The sequence below is a fragment of the Brevibacterium sp. VCM10 genome (assembly GCF_000583215.1).
Taxonomy (GTDB): domain Bacteria; phylum Actinomycetota; class Actinomycetes; order Actinomycetales; family Brevibacteriaceae; genus Brevibacterium; species Brevibacterium linens.
Map to the genome: position 1 here is coordinate 82196 of NZ_JAJB01000015.1, position 21186 is coordinate 103381.

The following is a 21186-nucleotide window of genomic DNA, read 5'->3' on the forward strand; positions in this document are numbered from 1 at the left end:
GGACTGAAAGACTCTAGCTCACTTGACCTCGAACGTGCATTCCAGCCACGCGCGGCCGATGCCCTTGAAGAACATGTTGAAGCCGGCGAAGGCAGGAGATGCGGATTCGTCGATGCCCAGCGGTTCGGCCAGAGCGGTGACGATGAAGAAGTAACGGTGCGGTCCGTGGCCCTGCGGCGGGGCGGCACCGACGAAGCGGGGTTCGCCGGCATCGTTGCGCAGGGTCACGGCTCCGCCGGGCAGGAGGTCGGCGGCCGGATCGCCGGCGTTGGCCTCCAGGCTCGTCACCGAGGCGTCGAGGTCCGTGACGACCCAGTGCCAGAAGCCCGAACCGGTGGGAGCGTCGGGGTCGTAGCAGGTCACGGCGAACGCCTTGGTCTCTGCGGGGAAACCGGACCACGACAGCTGCGGGGAGACGTCCTCACCGCCGGGCACGCCCATGGCGCCGGAGAGCTGGGGGCCGCTGAGCACTCCACCGTCGTCGATGTCGGTGCTCGTCAGCGTGAAGGTGGGAAGTTCGGGAAGGTTGAAGAACGGTGAGTTGGCGCTCATGGGTGCTCCTAATTGTCCAGCGATCGGCCTGAGACGGGCTTCGCCTCAGGCTGGCGGTCCTTCGTGCTTACGTTTCCGAGACAACAGCAATCCGGCGAGTTCGTCAACCTGCAGCTGTCCGTTCAGCACTGCGCAGACCGCCTCGGTGATGGGCAGGTCGACGCCGTTGCGTCGGCCCAGGGCGAGGACGGCGGGGGCGGATTTCACACCCTCGGCTGTCTGCGAGGTGTGGGCGATGACGTCCTCGAGGCTCATCCCCTCACCGAGGTGGCGCCCGAAGGTGCGGTTGCGTGACAGGGGCGAGGCGCAGGTGGCCACGAGGTCGCCGAGTCCGGCGAGCCCGGACAGGGTGTGCGCCTCGGCGCCCATGGCCGCGGCCAGGCGAGAGGTTTCGGCGAGCCCGCGGGTGATGATCGAGGCCTTCGAGTTGTCGCCGAGCTTCTGCCCGTCGGCGATGCCCACGGACAGGGCGATGATGTTCTTGATCGCACCGCCGATCTCGACGCCGACGACATCGGTGTTCGTATACGGCCGGAAGTACGCGTTCGCGCTGATCTCCGCGACCACCTCGGCGGTGGTGATGTCGGAGCAGGCGACGACAGTGGCGGTGGGCTGCCGGTCGGCGATCTCACGGGCGAGGTTCGGACCCGAGACGACGGCGATCTGGGATTGTTCGACCTCGGCGACCTCGACGATGACCTCGGACATGCGTTTGCCGGTGTCGACTTCGATGCCCTTCATCAGGCTCACGAGCTTCACGCCCTCACGCAGGTGCGGCTTCCACCGGGTGAGGTTCTCCCGCAGGGTCTGGGCGGGGACGGCGAGGACGATGACCTCGGCATCGGTGACGGCGGCGATGTCGTCAGCGGTCGCGCTCAGCCGCTCGGGCAGAACCCGTTCGCCCAGATAGCGCTGATTGGTGTGCGTGGAGTTGATCTCCGCGGCGACCTCGGGGCGGCGAGCCCACAGGGTGACGGGGAAACCGGCGTCGGCGATGACCGCGGCGTAGGTGGTTCCCCACGATCCGGCTCCGAGGACGGTGATCTTGTCGACGCTCATTCGCCAGACTCCTTAGCTGTGAAACGCTGCGGCAGTTCGCGTTCGGACAGTTCGGCCACCATCGCCGCCACGGTGTTCTTCACTCGTTGGGAGAGGTCGCCCATCGTCTTCTTCTCATCCCGGCGATCCCACAGATCCGAATAGTCGATGGCGGGACCGAAGGCGACGACCGAGTCGTGGCTGAAGGGACGGAAGCGGACCTTCTTCTGCCCGCGCGGGTAGACCGTGTCCAGTCCCCAATGGGCGACGGGGACGATCGGGGCTCCGGTCTCGAGCGCCAGCCGCGCGGTGCCGGTCTTGAAGTGCTGCGGCCACAGCTGCGGGTCCTTCGTCAAGGTGCCCTCGGGATAGATGACGACGGTCTGCCCGTTGGCCAGGGCCTGTTTCGCATATGCCAGGGAGTCCCCGGCCTGCGCCGAGGCACGCAGCACCGGGATCTGCCCGATGCGCTTGAGGATGACGCCCAGGGCACCTGTGAACAGTGTCGACTTCGCGAGGAAGTGCGGCATCCGTCCGTGGCGCTTGAGCGCCAGTCCCACGAGGATCGGGTCGAGATGGTTGGCATGGTAGGCGGCGACGATGATGCCCGTCCCGGCCGGCGGCAGGTGCTCGGTCCCCCGCACGCTCATCCTCGTGGCCGTGCGCATGAGTCCGAAGGCCGCCGTGGCGGCGACGGTGCCCGCCCGGTTCTGCGAGCGCACCGAGGCGGGGTCGAACGCCACGAGGGGCTTCGGCTCGTGGGCGGCCCGGGGCGAGGGTTCAGCCCTCATGCGGACACCTCGGCGCCGAGTCCGATGAGCTTGTCGAGGAAGTTCTCGTAGCCGCGGTTGATGAGTTCGATGCCGTGGACTTCGCTCGTGCCCCGGGCGGCCAGTGCGGCGATGAGGTGGCTGAAGCCGCCGCGCAGATCGGGGACGTCGATGCGGGTGCCCGTGAGGTCGGTGGGCCCGGAGATCACGGCCGAGTGCTGGTAGTTCCGCCTCCCGAAGCGGCAGGGGGTGCCACCGAGGCATTCGCGGTAGAGCTGGATCTGCGCACCCATATCACGCAGGGCGTCGGTGAAGCCGAACCGGTTCTCGTACACGGTCTCATGGATGATCGACAGCCCCTCGGCCTGAGTCATCGCGACGACCAGCGGCTGCTGCCAGTCGGTCATGAAGCCGGGGTGGACGTCGGTCTCCAGCGCGAAGGATCGGAGTTTGCCGCCGGGATGGCGGAAGCGGATGCCGTTCTCCTGCACCTCGAATTCGCCGCCGATCTTGCGGAAGACGTTGAGGAAGGTGATGAGCTCCGGCTGGCTGGCGCCTGCGACGAAGATGTCTCCGCCGGTGGCGAGTGCCGCCGAGGCCCAGGACGCGGTCTCGTTGCGGTCGGGCAGGGCGCGGTGGGTGAACCCACGGAGGGTGTCGACGCCTTCGATGCGCACCACACGCTCGGTGTCGACGGTGATGATCGCGCCCATCTTCTGCAGCAGCGCGATGAGATCCATGATCTCGGGTTCGATGGCCGCACCCCGCAGCTCGGTCACGCCTTCGGCGCGCACCGCGGTCAGCAGCACCTGTTCGGTGGCTCCGACGGAGGGATAGGGCAGTTCGACCTTGGTTCCCTGCAGGCGGCTGTGCGCCTTGAGCATGATGCCGCCGGGGGTCTTGTCGACCTCGGCTCCGAACTTGCGGAGCACATCGAGGTGGAAGTTGATGGGGCGGTCTCCGATATGGCAGCCGCCGAGGTCGGGGATGAATGCCTGGCCGAGGCTGTGCAGGAGAGGTCCGCAGAAGAGGATCGGGATACGTGAGGATCCGGCGTGGGCGTCGATGTCGACGATCGAGCCCTGAGCCACTTCGGCCGGGTCGAGATGGAGTTCGCCGTCGGGCTGGTCTCCGTCGGGACCGGAGGTGACGCGGACTCCGTGGAGTTCGAGGAGTCCGGTGACGATCTCGACGTCGCGGATCTCGGGCACGCCACGCAGCACGGACGGGGTCTCGCCGAGCAGAGAGGCCACCATCGCCTTGGGCACCAGGTTCTTGGCGCCGCGGACGCGGACGGTGCCGTCCAGCGGGTTTCCCCCACGTACTTCGAGCATGTTCCTCCCTGATTCCGATGATCGGATCCGGGCGGGCTTCCACCCGGAGACGGTGCCCGCGAATTCCGGCGGGCACCGTCCTAGACTAACCCAGCCGACGGTATCCCACCGATTCGCCTAAGCCGGCGCCGAGGTCGCGTCCGACCGTGGCGGCGGGCCGCCTCGGTGGGGGTCCGATGGCGGCGGTGGGCCGCCTCGGCGAGTCTCAGACCTTGGCGGGCAGGGTCGTGGGCTTGAAGGCGAAGCGGGAGGATTCGTAGGCGACGATCTCGTCTTCCTTGGCCAGGGTGAGGCTGATGTCGTCGTGACCTTCGAGCAGGCGCCAGCGCGTGTAGTCGTCGATCTGGAAGGACACGGTGACGGTGTCGCATGTCACGGTCTTCTCGTTCAGATCCACGGTGATCGGGGTGCCGGGATGGTTCTCGAGGATCTTCCAGATCAGTTCGATGTCGGCCTGTTCCAGCTGAGCGGCCAGCAGGCCCTCCTTGCCGGAGTTGCCCCGGAAGATGTCGCCGAAGCGAGAGGACAGGACGACGCGGAAGCCATAGTCCTTGAGCGCCCAGACGGCGTGTTCACGGGAGGATCCGGTGCCGAAATCGGGGCCGGCGACGAGGACGGAGCCGGACGCGAAGTTCGGGTCGTTGAGGACGAAGTCGTCACTGGTCCGCCAGCGGTAGAACAGGGCGTCTTCGAATCCGGTGCGGGTGACGCGCTTGAGGAACTTCGCGGGGATGATCTGGTCGGTGTCGATATTGGATCGGCGCAGAGGAACGCCGATGCCGGTGTGGGTGGTGAACGCTTCCATGGCGGTCTCCTCCTACTTCAGTCGTTCGCCGAGACGGGCGTCAGGGTCAGGGACAGGCGGTCGTCGGCCCATTCCACGGGTTCGGCGTCCCGCGGGAGGTCGGCGACGTCACCCGGTGAGGACAGGGTGCCGCGCACTGCGGTGGCCGCGGCCACGAGCGGGGAGACCAGGTGGGTGCGTCCGCCCTTGCCCTGGCGGCCCTCGAAGTTGCGGTTCGAGGTCGAGGCGCAGCGTTCGCCGTCGGCCAGCTGGTCGGGGTTCATGCCCAGGCACATCGAGCAGCCGGCGAAGCGCCATTCGCCGCCGAAGTCCTTGAAGATGACGTCGAGGCCCTCGTCTTCGGCCTGGAGGCGGACCTTCGCGGAGCCGGGGACGACCATGAAGCGGACGTTCTCGGCCTTCTTGCGTCCGCGGACCACCTCGGCGGCGGCCCGGAGATCTTCGATCCGGGAGTTCGTGCAGGAGCCGAGGAAGACGGTGTCGACTTCGATCTCGCGCAGCGGCGTGCCCGGGGTCAGCCCCATATAGGCCAGCGCATTGGCTGCGGCCGCCTTGTCGTTCTCGTCGGTGAAGTCGTCGGGGCTGGGCACGGAAGCCGACAGCGGCAGGCCCTGGCCGGGGTTCGTGCCCCAGGTGACGAACGGTTCGATGTCTTCGGCCTTGAGGACCACCTCGGCGTCGAATTCCGCGCCTTCGTCGGTGTAGAGGGTCTTCCAGTACTCGACGGCCGCGTCCCAGTCTTCGCCCTCGGGGGCATGCGGTCGGCCCTTGACGTAGTCGAAGGTCGTCTCATCGGGGGCGACCATTCCGGCGCGGGCGCCGGCTTCGATCGACATGTTGCAGATCGTCATCCGGGCTTCCATCGACAGCTGGCGGATGGCCGAACCGCGGTATTCGAGCACGTAGCCCTGTCCCCCGCCGGTGCCGATCTTCGCGATGATCGCGAGGATGATGTCCTTCGCGCTCGAGCCCTCGGGCAGATCGCCGTCGACAGTGATCGACATCGTCTTGAAGGGCTTGAGGCTGAGCGTCTGGGTGGCGAGGACGTGCTCGACCTCGGAGGTGCCGATGCCGAAGGCGAGCGCCCCGAAGGCACCGTGGGTGGAGGTGTGCGAGTCGCCGCAGACGACGGTGGTGCCCGGCTGGGTCAGGCCCAGCTGCGGTCCCACGACGTGGACGATGCCCTGGTCGGCGTCACCGAGGCTGTGCAGGCGGATGCCGAATTCCTCAGCGTTCTTGCGCAGCGTGTTGATCTGCGTGGCCGAGGTGGGTTCGGCGATCGGCTTGTCGATGTCCCACGTCGGGGTGTTGTGGTCCTCGGTGGCGATGGTGAGGTCGGGGCGGCGCACGGGGCGCCCGGCGAGTCGGAGTCCGTCGAAGGCCTGCGGGCTGGTCACCTCGTGGACGAGGTGGAGGTCGATGTAGATAAGGTCCGGCGCACCGTCAACACCTCGTGAGACGACGTGATCGGCCCAGACCTTCTCGGCCAATGTGCGTGGCATGGTTCCTCCCGCCGGTGCAGGGATCTCTGCACCCGATGTAGACCTGACGGGCCGAGGTACGACCGCGTCGATGAATTGCGATGTGCGCACTGGAGTGAGTGCGTATTCGAAATCTACTCGCCCGTATCGCAATGCGAACTTGCATCTCGCCCACTGAGACGCGCACAATGGTGCCTATGACTAGCAATGGTAGCGGCGTCGGGGTCATCGACAAGGCCGCAATGGTTCTCTCCGCACTTGAGGCCGGCCCCGCCTCTCTCGCCGAGTTGGTGACGCTGACCGGACTGGCACGCCCCACCGCCCACCGCCTGGCTGTTGCCCTTGAATTCCACCGCATCGTCGGCCGCGACCTGCAGGGACGCTTCGTCCTCGGGCCGCGCCTGGCCGAGCTGTCCTCGGCCGCCGGCGAGGACCGTTTGCTGGCCGCGGCCGGGCCCGTTCTGGGTCAGCTGCGCGATCAGACGGGTGAGTCCGCTCAGCTCTTCCGCCGCCAGGGCGATCTGCGTCTGTGCGTGGCCGCGGCCGAGCGCCCCGTGGGTCTGCGCGACTCCGTGCCGATCGGTGCGACCCTGTCGATGCGCGCCGGCTCTGCCGCTCAGGTGCTGCTGGCCTGGGAGGAGCCGGACCGTCTGCACACGGGCCTGCGCGGTGCCCGGTTCTCCGCGACCATGCTCTCCGGGGTCCGTCGCCGAGGCTGGGCTCAGTCGATCGCCGAACGCGAGCGCGGCGTCGCCTCGGTGTCGGCCCCCGTGCGCGGGCCGAGCAACCGCGTGGTCGCCGCGGTCTCGATCTCCGGACCGGTCGACCGGCTCACCCGCCAGCCGGGTCGGCTGCACGCGAAGTCGGTCATCGACGCCGCGCGTGCGCTGACCGAAGCACTCGTGCGCGGCTGAGCGCTGCCGCACTCTTACGGGCCCGGGAGAATCCTCTCCCGGGCCCGCTGTCTGTACTATGGCCCCATGATCGCCGCTCAGAGACGCACTATCATCGTCGACACGATCGAGCGAGACGGCGCCGTCTCCATCACCTCCCTGTCGGAGAAGCTCGACACCTCGGCCGTGACCATCCGCCGTGACCTCGATCAGCTCGCCGAGGAGGGAAGGCTCGTCCGCACTCACGGCGGTGCCGTGCTGGCATCGAGCGCGCGGGAGTCGAGCTATGCGGAGAAGCTCGAGCAGGCGCTGGCCGAGAAGACGGCGATCGCGCGCGCCGCGGCGACGCAGGTGCGCAATGGCGATGTCGTAGCCCTGGGGCCGGGAACGACGACCGAGCTGTTGGCCAAGGAGCTCGTGACGCGCTCAAGCCTGCGTGTGGTGACGAATTCGCTGCTCGTCGCCGAGGCCATGGTCCCCTCCCCCGACAACGAGGTCATCGTCGTCGGCGGTCTGCTGCGCCATTCCATTCGGGCCTTCGTCGGCGGCGGCACGGTGTCACAGCTGCTCGGCCTGCGCGCCGATACCGTCTTCCTGTCCGGCAACGGTCTGGCCGCGGACTTCGGCCTGTCGACTCCGGCGTTCCCCGTCGCCGACACGGACCGAGCGATGGCCGCCGGGGCGGAACGCGTCACCGCCCTCGTCGATCACACGAAGGTCGGGCTCCGCTCATCGGTGCTCACCGTCCCGACCGAACAGATCCAGCAGCTCATCACCGACTCGAAGAGCTCGGAATCCGAGCTCGCGGCCCTGCGTGAGGCAGGCGTCGAGGTCGAGGTCGTCTGACCAACCTGGCAAACGATCAGAACTGTTCAAGTTCGATCACTAGCGATCAGGCTCACAATCCTCTAAAGTGTCCACTCGGGTGTCACACACCACACGCATCCATGCATTGACGCATTTTGAAACCGTGCACTGACGCATATGGAGGAACCTTGGAAGCAATCCGCTTGGACGCACAGTGGATCGACTATCTGCTGATAGCGATCTACTTCATCTTCGTCCTCGGCATCGGGTGGTTCGCCAAACGCGGGATCTCCTCGAGCATCGAGTTCCTCCTCTCCGGACGGAGCCTTCCGGCCTGGGTCACGGCTCTCGCGTTCGTCTCCGCCAACCTCGGCGCCGTGGAGATCATGGGCATGTCCGCCACGGGCGCCCAGTACGGCATGCCGACGATGCACTACTTCTGGATCGGTGCGGTCCCGGCGATGCTGTTCCTCGGTGTCGTGATGATGCCCTTCTACTACGGTTCGAAGGTCCGGTCGGTTCCGGAGTTCATGCGCAGACGCTTCGGCACGGGCGCCCACCTCGTCAACGCGCTGTCCTTCGCCGTCGCACAGCTGCTCATCGCCGGCGTCAACCTGTTCCTGCTCGGCACGATCGTCAACCGCCTGCTCGGCTGGCCGCTGTGGATCACCCTCATCGTCGCCGCCGCCATCGTCCTGTCCTACATCACCCTCGGTGGGCTGAGCGCGGCGATCTACAACGAGGTGCTGCAGTTCTTCGTCATCGTCGCAGCTCTCCTGCCGCTGACCCTCATCGGACTCAACCGCGTCGGAGGTTGGGACGGACTCGTCGACAAGGTGAGCAATGACGGAATGCTCGGCGCCGAACAGCTGAGCAGCTGGCCGGGCGAACAGCTCTCCGGCTTCTCGAACCCCGTGCTCTCGGTCGTCGGCATCGTCTTCGGCCTCGGCTTCGTGCTGTCCTTCGGCTACTGGACGACGAACTTCGTCGAGGTCCAGCGCGCCATGGCCTCGAAGTCGATCAACGCCGCGCGCCTGACCCCGATCATCGGCGCCTTCCCGAAGATGCTCATCCCCTTCATCGTCGTCGTCCCCGGCATGATCGCCGCGGTGCTCGTGCCGCAGATGACGCAGTTCAAAGAGATCTCGGCCTCCATCGACGAGGCGACCGCGCTCGAACAGACGGGTGTGACGTACAACGATGCGCTCCTGCTGCTCATGCGCGAAGTCCTGCCCAACGGCCTCCTCGGTGTGGCGATCGCCGGCCTGCTCGCCGCGTTCATGGCCGGCATGGCCGCGAACATCTCCGCATTCAACACCGTCTTCAGCTACGACCTGTGGCAGCAGTACGTGGTCAAGGACCGCGGGGACGACTACTACCTGAAGATCGGCCGGTGGGCGACGATCGGCGCCTGCGTCGTCGCGATCTTCACCGCTCTCATCGCAGGCAACTTCTCCAACCTCATGGACTACCTGCAGACGCTGTTCGGCTTCTTCAACGCCCCGCTGTTCGCCACGTTCATCCTCGGTATGTTCTGGAAGAGGATGTCGGCGACCGCCGGTTGGGTCGGCCTCGTCGGCGGCACACTGTCTGCCGTGTTCGTGTTCATCCTCGCTGAGACCGGAGTCCTCGACCTGCCCGGCCAGGGTGCCGCATTCCTCGCTGCCAGCACGGCGTTCGTCGTCGACATCGTCCTGTCCGTGATCGTCACCCTGTTCACTACGCCGAAGCCCGCCGCGGAGCTGCGCGGACTCGTCTACTCGGAGACCCCGAAGTCCGACTTCGAGGACCTCGGCGAACCGAAAGCGCCGTTCTGGAAGCGCCCCGTGCCCGTCGCGGGTGTCGCCCTGGTGCTCGTCATCATCCTCAACGTGACATTCGGCTGAAGGAGCCCGTGATTCCCATGAGCAATTCCAACCAACAGACCAAGACCGCAGGCGCCTTCGACGTCCGCAACTTCATCGGTGCGCTGTTGGCGATCTTCGGCATCATCCTCACGATCGCCGGATTCGTCGGCTTCACTCCCGACGAAGCCGAGCGCACCGGCGGGGTCGATGCGAACCTGTGGACCGGGATCGGTCTCGTCGTCGCCGCGGCCGTCTTCCTCATCTGGGCGCGGCTGCGTCCGCTCCGGATCGTCGAGACACCCGACGATGACGCAGGCGCGGCCGGCACCGACTGACACCCGCCCTCGCGTTCGGGGATCGGCTCAGACCGACACCGTCGCCGAGGCGGCCCAAGCCCGTCTGAGCCGATCCGCTCAGAGCGCGGCCATCGCGCCGACGACCTCAGGGACGTCCGCGGCCGGTACGGCCCGAGCGGCATTCTCGAGGGTCAGGAGGCGGGTCCCGGGAATCTCGCGGGCGAGCGCCTCTGCATTGCCGACAGGAAAGAACGGATCGCGTCGACCGTGCACGACCAGCGTCGCCACCCGCAGCTGCGGCAGTCGTTCTCGCCAGCGTGGCCGGCAGTCGAGGCGGGAGAACACCATCCCCAGCTGATCGGCCCGGTAAGACTCCGGGTCATCGCCTTGCGTCCGTTCCCAGATGCCGGCCGCGACGTCGCGGGCCTCCGCGGGATCGTCGCCGAGGATCCGTGCTCCTTCGGCCATGAACTCGGCCGCCTCGTCGCCGTCCGACCAATCCGGCTGCGGTCGGGTGAAGAGCGAACCCATGGTGGCCTGATCATGATCCGGCAGGTCCTCGTCGACGGGTCCGGGTGCTACCGGTCGGGTGCCGATGAGAGTGAGTGCCGAGAACGCATCCGGATGGTCGAGAGCCGCGACCTGCGCGACCATTCCGCTGATGCCGATTCCCGCCAGATGAGCGGGTCGGCCGTCGAAGGCTCGAGCGAGTTCGGCGGCATCGGCGGCGAGGTCTCGCAGAGTGTAGTCCGGTGATTCGAGGTCACCATGGCTCGAGGCCCCGGCATCGCGGAGGTCGCAGCGCACGACGTGGCGTCCCTGCGCAGCCAGCTGCACGCACAGAGCATCGGACCAGGACAGCATCGTCGGAGCGCCGAGGCAGAGAACCAGCGGCGCATCCGCCCCGCCCAACTCCTCGACGCCGAGGCTCACCCCATTGACGTCGCAGATATCCATGCCGCTCCCCCGACCCTCCGAGTCCATCATCATCTGAGGTTCCAGCATGAACCGTGGAGGTTCGGGTGGTCAACGCTGTGCGCATGCCCGGCCGCAGCCGAATCAGCGGCTCAGTCGAAACAGGTTCAGTCGAAACGGGCAGCGCCGCGACCCGCGCTGACGGCGAAGATGTCCGGCATCCGGTAGCCGTGGTCGGCGAATGCCGCAGTGACGGCGTCGCCGACTTCGTCGACCCGGTCCGCGTGGATGAGCGCGATCGCCGAACCGCCGAAGCCGCCGCCGATCATCCGCGCCCCGAGCGCCCCCGCTCCCATCGCGGCCGCCACCGCCACATCGAGTTCGGCGCAGGAGACCTCGTAGTCGTGTGCCAGGGATTCGTGGGAGGCCACCAGCAGGTCGCCGAGGGCACGGATGCGCGCGTCATGTTCGTCGCCGGTTGATCGCTCGTTGTCCTCGAGCAGTTCGACGGAGGATCGGACTCGCGCGTTTTCGGCGATGACGTGTCGCACGCGCCTGCGCTGCTCGTCGGTCAGTTCGCTCAGGTCGACGTCGTCGGGGAGTTCCCGCAGGCTGTCGACGCCGAAGATCGCGGCGGATTCCTCACAGGTCCTCCGCCTGGCGCCGTACCCGCTTTCGCTGTGCGAGTGCGAGACCTTCGAGTCGATGACGAGGAGTCGCAGCCCCTCGGCGTCGAGGTCGAACGGAATCTGGCGGGCGCTGAGGTCGCGGCAGTCGAGGAAGAGCGCATGTCCGGCCTCGGTCATGATCGAAGCAGCCTGGTCGACGATTCCCGTCGGTGCACCGACGAAGTCGTTCTCTGCTCTCTGTGTCAGCAGGACCTTCTCCCGGTCATCGAGACCGAGGCCGAACACCTCGTCGAGGGCGATGAGCACCGCGACCTCGAGTGCGTGAGATGACGACAGTCCGGCACCGACGGGCACCGTGGATTCGATATAGAGGTCGACTCCGCCGACGATCGTGCCCGTGGTCTTCACGATCTCGTCGACGACGCCCGCGGGGTGGCTCAGCCAGCCGGGCAGGGCACCGGGCGCGAGGTCAGCGGCCGCGAACTGGCCGGACAGACGCTGGCCGGTGTCATCGCGATGGTCGGAGACGATGCGGATGCTCTCCCCGCGCCGAGGCGGCTCCACGGTTCCCGTGTCCTCTATTACCTCGGCGCGCCGCCCTGCCACGTCCACGTCTCGCCCGTCAGCACCGTTGGCGGGTCGCCGGCCGATGGCGACGTACACGGCCCGGTCGATGGCGATGGGCAGGACGAAGCCCAAGTTGTAATCGGTGTGTTCGCCGATGACGTTCACCCGACCGGGTGCACGGAAGGATCCGAGCGGCCGGTACCCGAACAGGCCTTCGAACTCCTCGGCGAGGTGGTCGGGGGTCGGCGCGGATACGGCCTCGGGGGTCTCTGTGGTCATGAACGATCGCCTTCCGGGTCGAACGCCGAAGCCGTGCTCGCGTTCGCGCTCACGGGTACGGCCGCCTCGGCGAGGAGTTCCGGGGTCACCGCACGCAGCCTGGCTGCGGTCTCCTCGGCGGAGACATCGCCGACGAAGGCGCCCATCGCGGCCTCCGAACCGGCGAGGAACTTCAGCTTGTTCTCCGCCCTCCGCGGGCTCGTGATCTCGAGGTGGAGCCATTCGGCCAGGCGGTCGGCACTGTTGACCGGTGCCTGGTACCAGGCCGCAATATACGGTGTGGGGCTCGGGTAGAGTCCGTCGATGCGTCTCAGCACCTCCGGATAGACGCGCGCCAGGTCGTCGCGTTCGGTCTCGTCGAGCTCGTCGACGCTTCCCACCTGGCGGTGCGGAACGACGTGGACTTCGATCGGCCACCGGGCCGCGAAGGGCACGAAGGCCGAGAAGTGATCGGTCTCAAGAATCATCCGCTCCCCTGCCTCGCGTTCGAAAGCGAGCACATCGCCGAGCAGCGGTCGCCCGGTCCGGCGCAGGTGGTCATGCGCCCGCGCCGAGGTGATCGCGGTGTGCGGGGTGACATAGGGGTAAGCATAGATCTGTCCGTGCGGATGATTCATCGTCACCCCGATCTCCTCCCCGCGGTTCTCGAACATGAAGACCTGCTCGATGCCCGGCAGGGCAGAGAGTTCGGCGGTCCTGTCGGCCCAGGCGTCGATGACGGTGCGGGCACGTGCGGTGCCGAGTCCTGCGAAGGAGCCGGTGTGCTCCGAGGAGAAGACGACGACTTCGCAGCGTCCGTACCCGGGTGCCGACAGCGCAGAGGTCACGGTATCGGCGGAAGCGGCGGCCGCCTCGGCGAAAGTGGTGTCCACCTCCTGAGGGGACGGAACATCACCGAGGCCAGGCCCGAGGGAAGGGAAGCGGTTCTCGAAGACGGCGACGTCGAAGTCCGCGGCCGGGATCTCGGTGGGACGGTCGGGCGTCGACGGGCACAGCGGACATTCGGCGGCGGCGGGCAGGTGGGTGCGGGTCTGCCGGTGAGTGGCCACGGCGACCCATTCTCCGGTGAGGACGTCGAAGCGCAGGGTGCCGCTGTCGGGTCGCGAATCGTGCGGCCGGGGGTCAGCGGCGATCGTCGGTGCAGGTGAGTCGAGGTCCTGGAAGAACAGGATCTCACGACCGTCGGACAGGTTCGCCCTTTGATGCGACGCCGGCATCAGACCTCCCAAAAGTTATCATTTTCGATCATAATGCTAACATCTGGCGGTTCGGTTGGGCGCGGTCGGCGTACAATACCTGCAACCGCACCTCCCACGCCCGAGCCCCTTGGAGACCTATGACCGCCACCATCGAACTCGCCTGTGGCGAGTCAACGGCGGTCATCTCCCCCATCGGTGCGAGCCTGGTTCGCTTCTGCGTCGGCGATCGGCCGGTCGTGGTGCCGATGAGCGCCTTCGACGGGGCCGTGCTCGCGCCCTGGCCGAATCGGATCGATGCCGGCCGTTTCGACTTCGCCGGCGACAGCCACCGGCTGCCGATCACCGAGCCCGAGCGGGATACTGCTCTGCATGGTCTCGTCGCCGATGCCGAGTGGTCCGTGGTCGAGCGCACCGAGTCGACGGTCAGTCTCGAATACTCGCTGGAGCCGACGGAGGGGTATCCGTTCGCGTTCGGCCTGCGGGTGGATGTCGAACTCGCCGAGGCGGAGCTGCGCATGCGTGCCCGTGCCCTGAACACGGGGTCGGCTCCCGCACCGTTCGGTTTCGGATTTCATCCGTGGCTCTCCCCGGGCACAGCCCCATCGGGTACAACCGACCCCGTCGACGGTGCCCTTGTCGACGAGGCTCAGCTCGTCATTCCCGCTGCGCACTGGCACGAGACCGATGAGCGGCTCATTCCCACCGCCGTGCGCCCTTTCGATGACGGCACCGCAGTTCCGGCCGATCACGTCTCCGATGATTCCGCGTGCATGGTGTGCAAGGACTTCCGGGCGCTGCGCCTGATCGGGGCAACGATCCTCGATGATGCGTACGGCTCACCTCGGCGCGGGGACGACGGGTGGTCTCGAGCACGGCTGAAGGGTGCCGATCTGCGCGAGGTCGTCGTCGGGATGGGTCCCGGTTTCCGCACCTGGCAGGTGTGCACTGGCGACGGCCTCGATGAGGATCTGGCGCGTCGGGCGATTGCCATCGAGCCGATGACGTGCCCTCCGAATGCGTTCGCCGCCGGCGAGGCCGGAGAGGACTTCGACGTCATCGCTGCCGGTGACGAGCTTGCCGTCGAGTGGAGCATCGCCCTGAGCGGAGGCGATGACGAGCGATCCGAAGCGGCCTCGCCTCTCTCAGGCAACGGTTCGGCCGCTCCTGATGGTGCTTCGACTTTCCTCCCAGAATGACAGTCGCCCTGCCGCGGTTCGGCGCATCCTGATAGGTTGCGATGACAGGCAGATATCTGGCGAGCGCGCCCAGGGTGCGTTCCATTCTCGAGAGGGACATCATGTCGACACCGCAGAACCCGAACGACCCGAACAGCAGCTCGTCTGAGCAGAACCTCGACGGCCAGAACCCCGGCGCGGGAGATCAGTCGGAGAGTGCCCAGCCCGATCAGACCACCTACCAGCAGGGAACTTACGACCCCAATGCCTATCAGGCACAGGGACAGCAGTACCAGCAGGGCGGTTATTCCCAGCCCGGCGCTTATCAGCAGGATCCCTACCAGCAGGACGCCTACTCGCAGAACGCGGCACAGCCGCAGGCTTATGGTCAGCCCGCCTACGGTCAGCCAGCGCATGGTCAGGCTCCGCAGACGGCGCCTCAGCAGGCCGGGTTCTTCAAGTCGCTGTTCGACATCCGCTTCGACAACTTCATCGCGGTGAAGTGGGCGGGCTTCATCTACATCATCGCGATCGTGGTCGCGGTCCTGTCCTACCTCGGGACGATCATCGCCGGCATCACCACGGGAATCGCAGCAGGTACGGCCTCGGCATATATGACCGGCGGCCCGAGCTTCAGCATCTGGCCGCTGCTGATCGCCATCATCTTCGGCTGGATCATTCCGGCGCTGTGGGTCATCGGCGTCCGTCTGGTTCTCGAGCTCATCGTCTCCAACATCAAGACGGCCGAGCACACGAAGCGCATCGCCGATTCAGTCAGCCGCTGAGGCGACTACGGCACTGTCGGAGTCAGAAAGCACTGTGCGAAACAGGTGCTTTCTGACTCAGACAGTGCCGTTCCCAGTTGTCCCCAATGCAGGCGCGGGAAAACGCCTGTGAATTAGAGTGAGCCCCGCACCGAAAATCGATGCGGGGCTCAACCGTACCCCCGAGCAGATTCGAACTGCCGTTACCGCCTTGAGAGGGCGGCGTCCTAGGCCACTAGACGACGGGGGCTTAGAACAACTCACCTGGAGGAACCTCCGGATGATGTCCGCTGGGCTACCAGGACTTGAACCTAGACTAAATGAACCAGAATCACTCGTGCTGCCAATTACACCATAGCCCAATGTTATTCAAGGTTATCTCCGTGGAGAATTCCCTGAGCAACGAGATATAACTCTACACAAGCACCCCGCCTCCCGACAAATCTCAGGGGGTCATTTTCGGTGTGACCTTCTTAACAAAACAGCCTCACCGGCGCTGGCCCGCCGACAGGCTCAACTCTCCCCTGCCGACGAGCGCCGGCCTCACCCGCGGGCGAGGCCGATGAGCCGGTCGAGGACTCGGTATCCATCGGCGCGCAGCCCGTTGTGTTCGTACTCGTTCGTCACCCACGGCTGCACCCCGGACAGGTGCTCGGCCGTGGCCAGCGAATACTCCACCGGCACGTAGGCGTCTTCGAAGTACACTGCCGCCGCACCACGCACCGAGGCGGCCCGCAGAGCGTCGACATCGTAGAGACCGGGCCACTGACGTGCAGCGACGAGCTCGGCCACCTCGGCGAAGGGCCTAAGCTCCGGATCCTCATGCAACGACTCGGGCCCGGCATGCTCGCCGGCCAGCAGCGTCGGATCCTTGACCACGGCATCGGGCATCGCCCGCCTGGCCGCCCAGTTCGTCACCGTGCCGTCGGCCCAGCAGGATTCGTGGATGACCGCATAGAGCGGATTGCGCCCGGAAAACGGCAGGGACGCGGCGAGGTCGTGCCGGAATGCTGCCGAAGAGAAGTCAAGGTCGAGCAGATAATGCAGCTTCTCCGGACCATCCGAGGCGCCGAGCAAGTGCCCGAGCAGACGGATCCGCTCCGGCGTCGCCCGCGCTCCCCCGGGCAGGGCGAGCCCATCCCCGACGGATGCGAGCTCGACGAGCCTGCGCATCTTCTCACGGTCGCCGGGAAACGCTGCGTAATACTGCTCGGACTTGCGGATCATGCCTTCCCACGTGCGGCCGTAGACGGTCGCCGGGTCGAGGCCGATCGCCGGCAGACCGCCGGTGAAGTACACCTCGTGAAGGGCATTCGAATGCGCGGAGATATAGCGCAGAGTCGTGAAGCCGCCGAAGGACTGCCCCAGCAGGGACCAGGTGTCCGCGCCGAGCTGGCGGCGCAGGATCTCCGCGTCCTCGACGATCGAATCGGCGCGGAAGAACGACAGCGCCTCGGCGATCGCGGCCGGGTCCTCCCCCACCGTCTCCAGTCCGGTGATGGCCCCATCAACCGAGCCGATCGGGTTCGATCGACCGGTTCCGCGCTGGTCGAGCATGACGACCTGGAACTCCTCGAGCGCCCGCTTCACCCAGCCGCCGGGACCGCCGGCGATGCCCGGGCGCGGAGCTTCCACGCCGGGCCCGCCCTGCAGGTACACGAGGTAGGGTTTCCGGCTGTCCGCCTCGGTGGCGATGATCCGGGCGAACACGTCCATCGTGTCCGGCAGGTTCACCGTCCCCGAGGCGGCCGGCACGGCGTTCTCCCCCGCCGAGGCGGCATCCCCCGCCCGTCCGAAATGGTCGAAGGGCACGGTGACCGTCACGTCACGGAAGTGCAGTCCCCCACGGGTCCAGTTCTTCTGCTCGACCATGGTCACAGCTGCGCCGCGAGTGCCTTGAGGCGCGTCAGCGAGGAGTCCTTGCCGAGGATCTCCATCGACTCGAACAGCGGCGGGGAGACCTTGCGGCCGGACACTGCCACCCGCAGGGGTCCGTAGGCCAGGCGCGGTTTGATCTCCATCTCGTCGACGAGCTTGGCTGAGAGCACCTCTTCGAGCTTCGCCGTCGTCCACTCGTCGAGGCCTTCGAGGACCTCGATGGAGGCGGCGAGCACCTCGGGGGCGGAGTCCTTGAGCGTCTTCAGTCCGTCTTCGGCCATGGTCAGGTCGGCATCCGAGGTGAAGAGGAACGCGAGCAGGTCGGGAGCTTCTCCGAGCAGCTTCATGCGGGTCTGCACGAGCGGTGCCGCCTTGTCGAGGACCTGCAGCTGAGCCTCCGCCGGGGACTCCGGGAGCACCTCGGCGGCCTGGAGGTAGGGCACCAGACGGTCACGGAAGTCACCCGGCTCGAGGCGGCGGATGTGGTCGGCGTTGATGGCGGTGGCCTTCTTCACGTCGAATCGGGCCGGGTTGGGCAGGACATCGTGGATGTCGAATGCTTCGGTGAATTCCTTGACGCTGAAGATGTCGCGGTCGGGTCCGATGGACCAGCCGAGCAGTCCGAGGTAGTTGATGAGTCCCTCGGGGATGAAGCCGTTCTCACGGTGGAGGAACAGGTTCGATTCGGGGTCGCGCTTCGACAGCTTCTTGTTGCCTTCACCCATGACGTAGGGCAGGTGGCCGAATTCGGGGGTCGCCTCGGCGATGCCGATGGCTTTGAGGTGTTCGTAGAGAGCGATCTGGCGCGGGGTCGAGGACAGGATGTCCTCGCCGCGGAGCACGTGGGTGATGCCCATGAGCGCGTCGTCGACGGGGTTGACCAGGGTGTACAGGGGCTGGCCATTGGCACGGACGACGACGAAGTCGGGAACGGTGCCGGCCTTGAAGGTGATGTCGCCGCGGACGAGGTCGGTGAAGGTGATGTCCTCATCGGGCATGCGCACGCGCCACACGGGTTCGCGGCCCTCGGCGCGGAAGGCGGCCTTCTGCTCGTCGGTGAGGTCGCGGTCGTACCCGTCATAGCCGAGCTTCGGGTCACGGCCCGCGGCCTTGTGCCGGGCTTCGACTTCCTCGTTGGTCGAGTAGGACTCGTAGATGTGGCCCCCGGCCTTGAGCTTCTCAATGACGTCGGCGTAGATCTCGCCGCGCTGCGACTGGCGGTAGGGTCCGTTATCGCCGCCGACCTCGATGCCTTCGTCCCAGTCCAGGCCCAGCCATTTGAGGGCTTCGACGACCTGGCCGAAGCTCTCTTCGGAGTCACGTGCCGCGTCGGTGTCTTCGATGCGGAAGACGAACTTGCCGCCGGTGTGCTTGGCGTAGGCCCAGTTGAACAGGGCCGTGCGGACCATGCCGACGTGCGGGGTGCCGGTGGGTGATGGGCAGAAACGAACTGTGACGCTCACGATTGTCCTTTGCGTGATCTTCTCGAGTGTGAGTCTGTGGTGTGGGGTGGCGCTGGCGGTGTGGGTCGGAAGGTCCGGGACGCAACCCCGCCGAAGCGGCGGTGGGTTCAGGCGTCCATGACCGGGTTCGACAGGACGCCGAGCCCGTCGATGGCGATGTCGACGCGGTTGCCGGACACGATCTGGCCGACGCCGGCCGGGGTTCCGGTGAGGATGACATCACCGGGCAGCAGGGTGATCGTCTCGGACAGGTGCTCGATGAGGGTCGGGATGTCGAAGATGAAGTCGGCGGTGGTCCCGTCCTGCTTGATGTCTCCGTCGACCCAGGAGCGGATGTTCAGGTCGTCGACGTCGAGTTCGGTTTCGATCCACGGGCCCAGCGGGCAGGAGGTGTCGAAGCCCTTCGCCCGTGACCACTGCTTGTTAGCCTTCTGGATGTCGCGCAGGGTGACATCGTTTCCGGCGGTATAGCCGAGGACGTGGTCGTTGGCGTTCTCGGCCTTCACACCTTTGGCCACCCGGCCGATGATGACGGCGAGTTCGGCCTCATAGCTCACGTATTCGCTGATGGCGGGCAGACGGATGGGGTCGCCGGGGCCGATGACGGCGGTGTTGGGTTTGAAGAAGGTCAGCGGGGACACCGGCACCTCGTTGCCGAGTTCGGCGGCATGGTCGGCGAAGTTGCGGCCGACGCCGATGACCTTCGAACGCGGCAGGATGGGGCTGACCAGACGCACATCGTCGATCTTCAGCCTCTCGCCTGTCGATTGGGCCGGAGAGAAGAACGGGTCGGAGTCGAGAACGGCGAGTTCGAGACCCGACGTGTCCCAGCTGCCGTCGGTGATCGGCGGGACTTCACCTTCGACGACTCCGTATTTGGGCTCGTCCTGATGGACAAATCTGGCGATACGCATGTGCCCCAGTCTAGTCAGTGCCTGGTGCCTTCCGCGCGTCGGTGCACCTCGAACCGTGATCGGGTCCCCGCAGATCCTCAGGCGGAGTGCCATGTGCGGGCCCGACCGCCCTGCTGAGAGACTGGTGTCATGCCCGATCCGCACCTCCCGCACACCTTCGATCTCGCCCGCATCGGGGCCGGATTGCCCGCCGCCGCGCTCATCGATGACCTGGCCCTCGCCGAGGCGGCCCCCTTCCCGCGAGTGGTCGTGGAGGCTCCTCCCGGCACCGGTAAGACGACCGTGGTGCCGCCGATGATCGCCGAGCACGTGGCCCGGTTCTCCGGAGGTTCGGCTGGTGCCGAACTCCCGGGCCGCATCATCGTCACCCAACCGCGGCGGATGGCTGCCCGCGCCGCGGCCAGGCGGCTCGCATCGTTGACGGGGACCCGCCTCGGCGAGGTGGTGGGTTTCACCGTTCGCGGTGAGTCGCGGACAACGACTGCGACGCGCATCGAATTCGTCACCACGGGCGTGCTCCTGTCACGGCTGCTGCGCGATCCGGAGCTGACCGGCGTCGCGGCAGTGATCCTCGATGAGGTGCACGAGCGGCAGTTGGATACGGATCTCGCGTTCGCGATGTGCCGGGAGTTGGCAGATCTGCGTGAGGACCTTGCTGTGGTCATCATGTCTGCGACCTTGGATGCGCGGCTGTGGGCAGCGCGCCTCGGGGACGGGCCGCAGGCACCGGCGACGCTGGTGTCGGTGGCCGCCGAGACTCATCCCTTGGAGGTCCGGTGGGCACCGGCGAAGGAGCGGCCGCTCGATGCGAGGGGTGTGACCTGGAATTTCCTTGATCATCTGGCGGCGGTGACGGTGCGCGCGCTCGAGGAGAACGTCACCGGGGACGTGCTCGTCTTCGCTCCCGGGGCACGAGAAGTCGACGAGGTGGCCTCCCGGGTGCGGCGTCGTATGGGATCGAGCGCAGGGGCCGAGGCGGGCACAGATCTGGAGGCGAGCGCAGGTGGTGATTCGGATTCTGCTGCGATCGAGGTGCACACGCTGACAGGCCGAACTCCGGCGAAGGAGCAGGATGCGATCCTGCGTCCGGTCGATCCGGGCTCGTCCGGCACGGGTCGGAACCGGCGGGTCATCGTCTCGACATCAGTGGCGGAATCGGCACTGACGATCGACGGAGTGCGCATCGTCGTCGACTCCGGGCTCTCCCGGGGGCCGCGCTTGGATACGCGGCGGCGCATGTCCGGGCTGGTGACGATGCGCGAGTCGAAGGCCTCGGGCACGCAGCGTTCCGGCCGTGCCGCTCGGCAGGGACCGGGTGCTGCGTATCGCTGCATGTCAGAGTCCGATTGGGCGAGCCTGCCCGAGCACACTCCACCCGAAATCGCGACCTCCGATCTCACCTCCGCGGTGTTGGCCCTAGCCACGTGGGGCGGCGACGAGGCCCTCCTGCCTGATCCGCTGCCGGCCGGCCCCAAGCGGCAGGCGGTCGACAATCTTGTGGCTTTGGGTGCCGTGGAGGCAGATAAGAGCGCTCTGCACGTGACTGAGACGGGGCAGGCGATCGCGGCGGTTCCCGCCTC

19 protein-coding genes and 2 tRNA genes are annotated in these 21186 nt (G+C 66.8%); 7 read left to right on the forward strand and 14 right to left on the reverse strand.

The genetic code is table 11. The annotated features are described in order from the left end of the window. Positions 1-18 precede the first annotated feature (18 nt). The 6 genes from AD89_RS0104125 to leuC form a co-directional block, all read right to left on the reverse strand. Positions 19-552 (reverse strand): YbhB/YbcL family Raf kinase inhibitor-like protein, encoded by a 534-nt coding sequence (locus tag AD89_RS0104125; RefSeq protein WP_025777345.1) that lies wholly within the window; start codon positions 550-552, stop codon positions 19-21. Positions 553-597: 45 nt separating this feature from the next. Beyond that, positions 598-1611, reverse strand: coding sequence for an NAD(P)H-dependent glycerol-3-phosphate dehydrogenase (locus tag AD89_RS0104130; protein ID WP_025777346.1), 1014 nt, complete (start codon positions 1609-1611; stop codon positions 598-600). Beyond that, positions 1608-2381, reverse strand: a complete 774-nt coding sequence (locus tag AD89_RS0104135) for a lysophospholipid acyltransferase family protein (RefSeq protein WP_025777347.1) — start codon at positions 2379-2381, stop codon at positions 1608-1610. Before AD89_RS0104135 ends, AD89_RS0104130 begins: the two co-directional genes overlap by 4 nt. Then, positions 2378-3694: a UDP-N-acetylglucosamine 1-carboxyvinyltransferase gene (murA, locus tag AD89_RS0104140; protein ID WP_025777348.1), complete on the reverse strand. Its 1317-nt coding sequence runs from the start codon at positions 3692-3694 to the stop codon at positions 2378-2380. Before murA ends, AD89_RS0104135 begins: the two co-directional genes overlap by 4 nt. Positions 3695-3899: 205 nt before the next feature. Further along, positions 3900-4499: a 3-isopropylmalate dehydratase small subunit gene (gene leuD / locus AD89_RS0104145; RefSeq protein WP_025777349.1), complete on the reverse strand. Its 600-nt coding sequence runs from the start codon at positions 4497-4499 to the stop codon at positions 3900-3902. Positions 4500-4516: 17 nt separating this feature from the next. Continuing rightward, complete coding sequence (gene leuC / locus AD89_RS0104150) at positions 4517-6001, reverse strand: 3-isopropylmalate dehydratase large subunit (RefSeq protein WP_025777350.1); 1485 nt, start codon at positions 5999-6001, stop codon at positions 4517-4519. Between the two features lie 176 nt (positions 6002-6177). On the opposite strand from leuC, the gene AD89_RS0104155 reads away from it, so the two are divergent. The 4 genes from AD89_RS0104155 (at position 6178) to AD89_RS0104170 (ending at position 9862) form a co-directional block, all read left to right on the forward strand. Then, the gene (locus AD89_RS0104155) at positions 6178-6894 is read left to right on the forward strand and encodes an IclR family transcriptional regulator (protein ID WP_025777351.1); all 717 of its coding nucleotides are present in this window, start codon (positions 6178-6180) and stop codon (positions 6892-6894) included. A gap of 66 nt (positions 6895-6960) precedes the next feature. Continuing rightward, on the forward strand, positions 6961-7719 hold the full coding sequence (locus AD89_RS0104160) for a DeoR/GlpR family DNA-binding transcription regulator (protein ID WP_025777352.1): 759 nt from the start codon (positions 6961-6963) through the stop codon (positions 7717-7719). A gap of 149 nt (positions 7720-7868) precedes the next feature. Then, on the forward strand, positions 7869-9566 hold the full coding sequence (locus AD89_RS0104165; RefSeq protein ID WP_025777353.1) for a sodium:solute symporter family protein: 1698 nt from the start codon (positions 7869-7871) through the stop codon (positions 9564-9566). Positions 9567-9583: 17 nt separating this feature from the next. Next, positions 9584-9862 (forward strand): hypothetical protein, encoded by a 279-nt coding sequence (locus AD89_RS0104170; protein ID WP_025777354.1) that lies wholly within the window; start codon positions 9584-9586, stop codon positions 9860-9862. 78 nt (positions 9863-9940) lie between these two features. On the opposite strand, the gene AD89_RS0104175 is transcribed toward AD89_RS0104170, so the two are convergent. The 3 genes from AD89_RS0104175 to galT form a co-directional block, all read right to left on the reverse strand. Further along, positions 9941-10828, reverse strand: coding sequence for an alpha/beta fold hydrolase (locus AD89_RS0104175; RefSeq protein WP_231488410.1), 888 nt, complete (start codon positions 10826-10828; stop codon positions 9941-9943). A 77-nt stretch (positions 10829-10905) separates the two neighbouring features. Further along, complete coding sequence (gene galK, locus AD89_RS0104180) at positions 10906-12213, reverse strand: galactokinase (RefSeq protein ID WP_025777356.1); 1308 nt, start codon at positions 12211-12213, stop codon at positions 10906-10908. Then, positions 12210-13430, reverse strand: a complete 1221-nt coding sequence (gene galT / locus AD89_RS0104185; RefSeq protein ID WP_025777357.1) for a galactose-1-phosphate uridylyltransferase — start codon at positions 13428-13430, stop codon at positions 12210-12212. Before galT ends, galK begins: the two co-directional genes overlap by 4 nt. A gap of 119 nt (positions 13431-13549) precedes the next feature. Between galT and AD89_RS0104190 the strand changes: the two genes are divergently transcribed. Together AD89_RS0104190 and AD89_RS0104195 are read left to right on the forward strand one after the other, a co-directional pair. After that, entirely contained in the window at positions 13550-14608 is a 1059-nt protein-coding gene (locus AD89_RS0104190; RefSeq protein ID WP_025777358.1) for an aldose 1-epimerase family protein, read from the forward strand. A gap of 101 nt (positions 14609-14709) precedes the next feature. Further along, a complete protein-coding gene (locus AD89_RS0104195; protein ID WP_155807364.1) occupies positions 14710-15372 on the forward strand; it encodes a DUF4282 domain-containing protein in 663 nt (220 codons plus the stop codon). A gap of 156 nt (positions 15373-15528) precedes the next feature. Here AD89_RS0104195 and AD89_RS0104200 read toward each other — a convergent pair. From AD89_RS0104200 to AD89_RS0104220, 5 genes are all read right to left on the reverse strand, one after another. Beyond that, a tRNA-Glu gene (locus tag AD89_RS0104200) sits at positions 15529-15601 on the reverse strand. Between the two features lie 40 nt (positions 15602-15641). Next, positions 15642-15713 (reverse strand) — tRNA-Gln (locus AD89_RS0104205). Between the two features lie 181 nt (positions 15714-15894). Continuing rightward, on the reverse strand, positions 15895-17223 hold the full coding sequence (locus tag AD89_RS0104210) for an alpha/beta fold hydrolase (RefSeq protein ID WP_035319832.1): 1329 nt from the start codon (positions 17221-17223) through the stop codon (positions 15895-15897). Positions 17224-17225: 2 nt separating this feature from the next. Then, positions 17226-18638, reverse strand: coding sequence for a glutamate--tRNA ligase (gltX, locus tag AD89_RS0104215; RefSeq protein ID WP_231488414.1), 1413 nt, complete (start codon positions 18636-18638; stop codon positions 17226-17228). Positions 18639-18799: 161 nt separating this feature from the next. Further along, on the reverse strand, positions 18800-19606 hold the full coding sequence (locus tag AD89_RS0104220; RefSeq protein WP_025777362.1) for a fumarylacetoacetate hydrolase family protein: 807 nt from the start codon (positions 19604-19606) through the stop codon (positions 18800-18802). A 129-nt stretch (positions 19607-19735) separates the two neighbouring features. Here AD89_RS0104220 and AD89_RS0104225 point away from each other — a divergent pair. Beyond that, positions 19736-21186: DEAD/DEAH box helicase (locus tag AD89_RS0104225; protein WP_025777363.1), on the forward strand; the 1451-nt coding region annotated here is incomplete at its 3' end.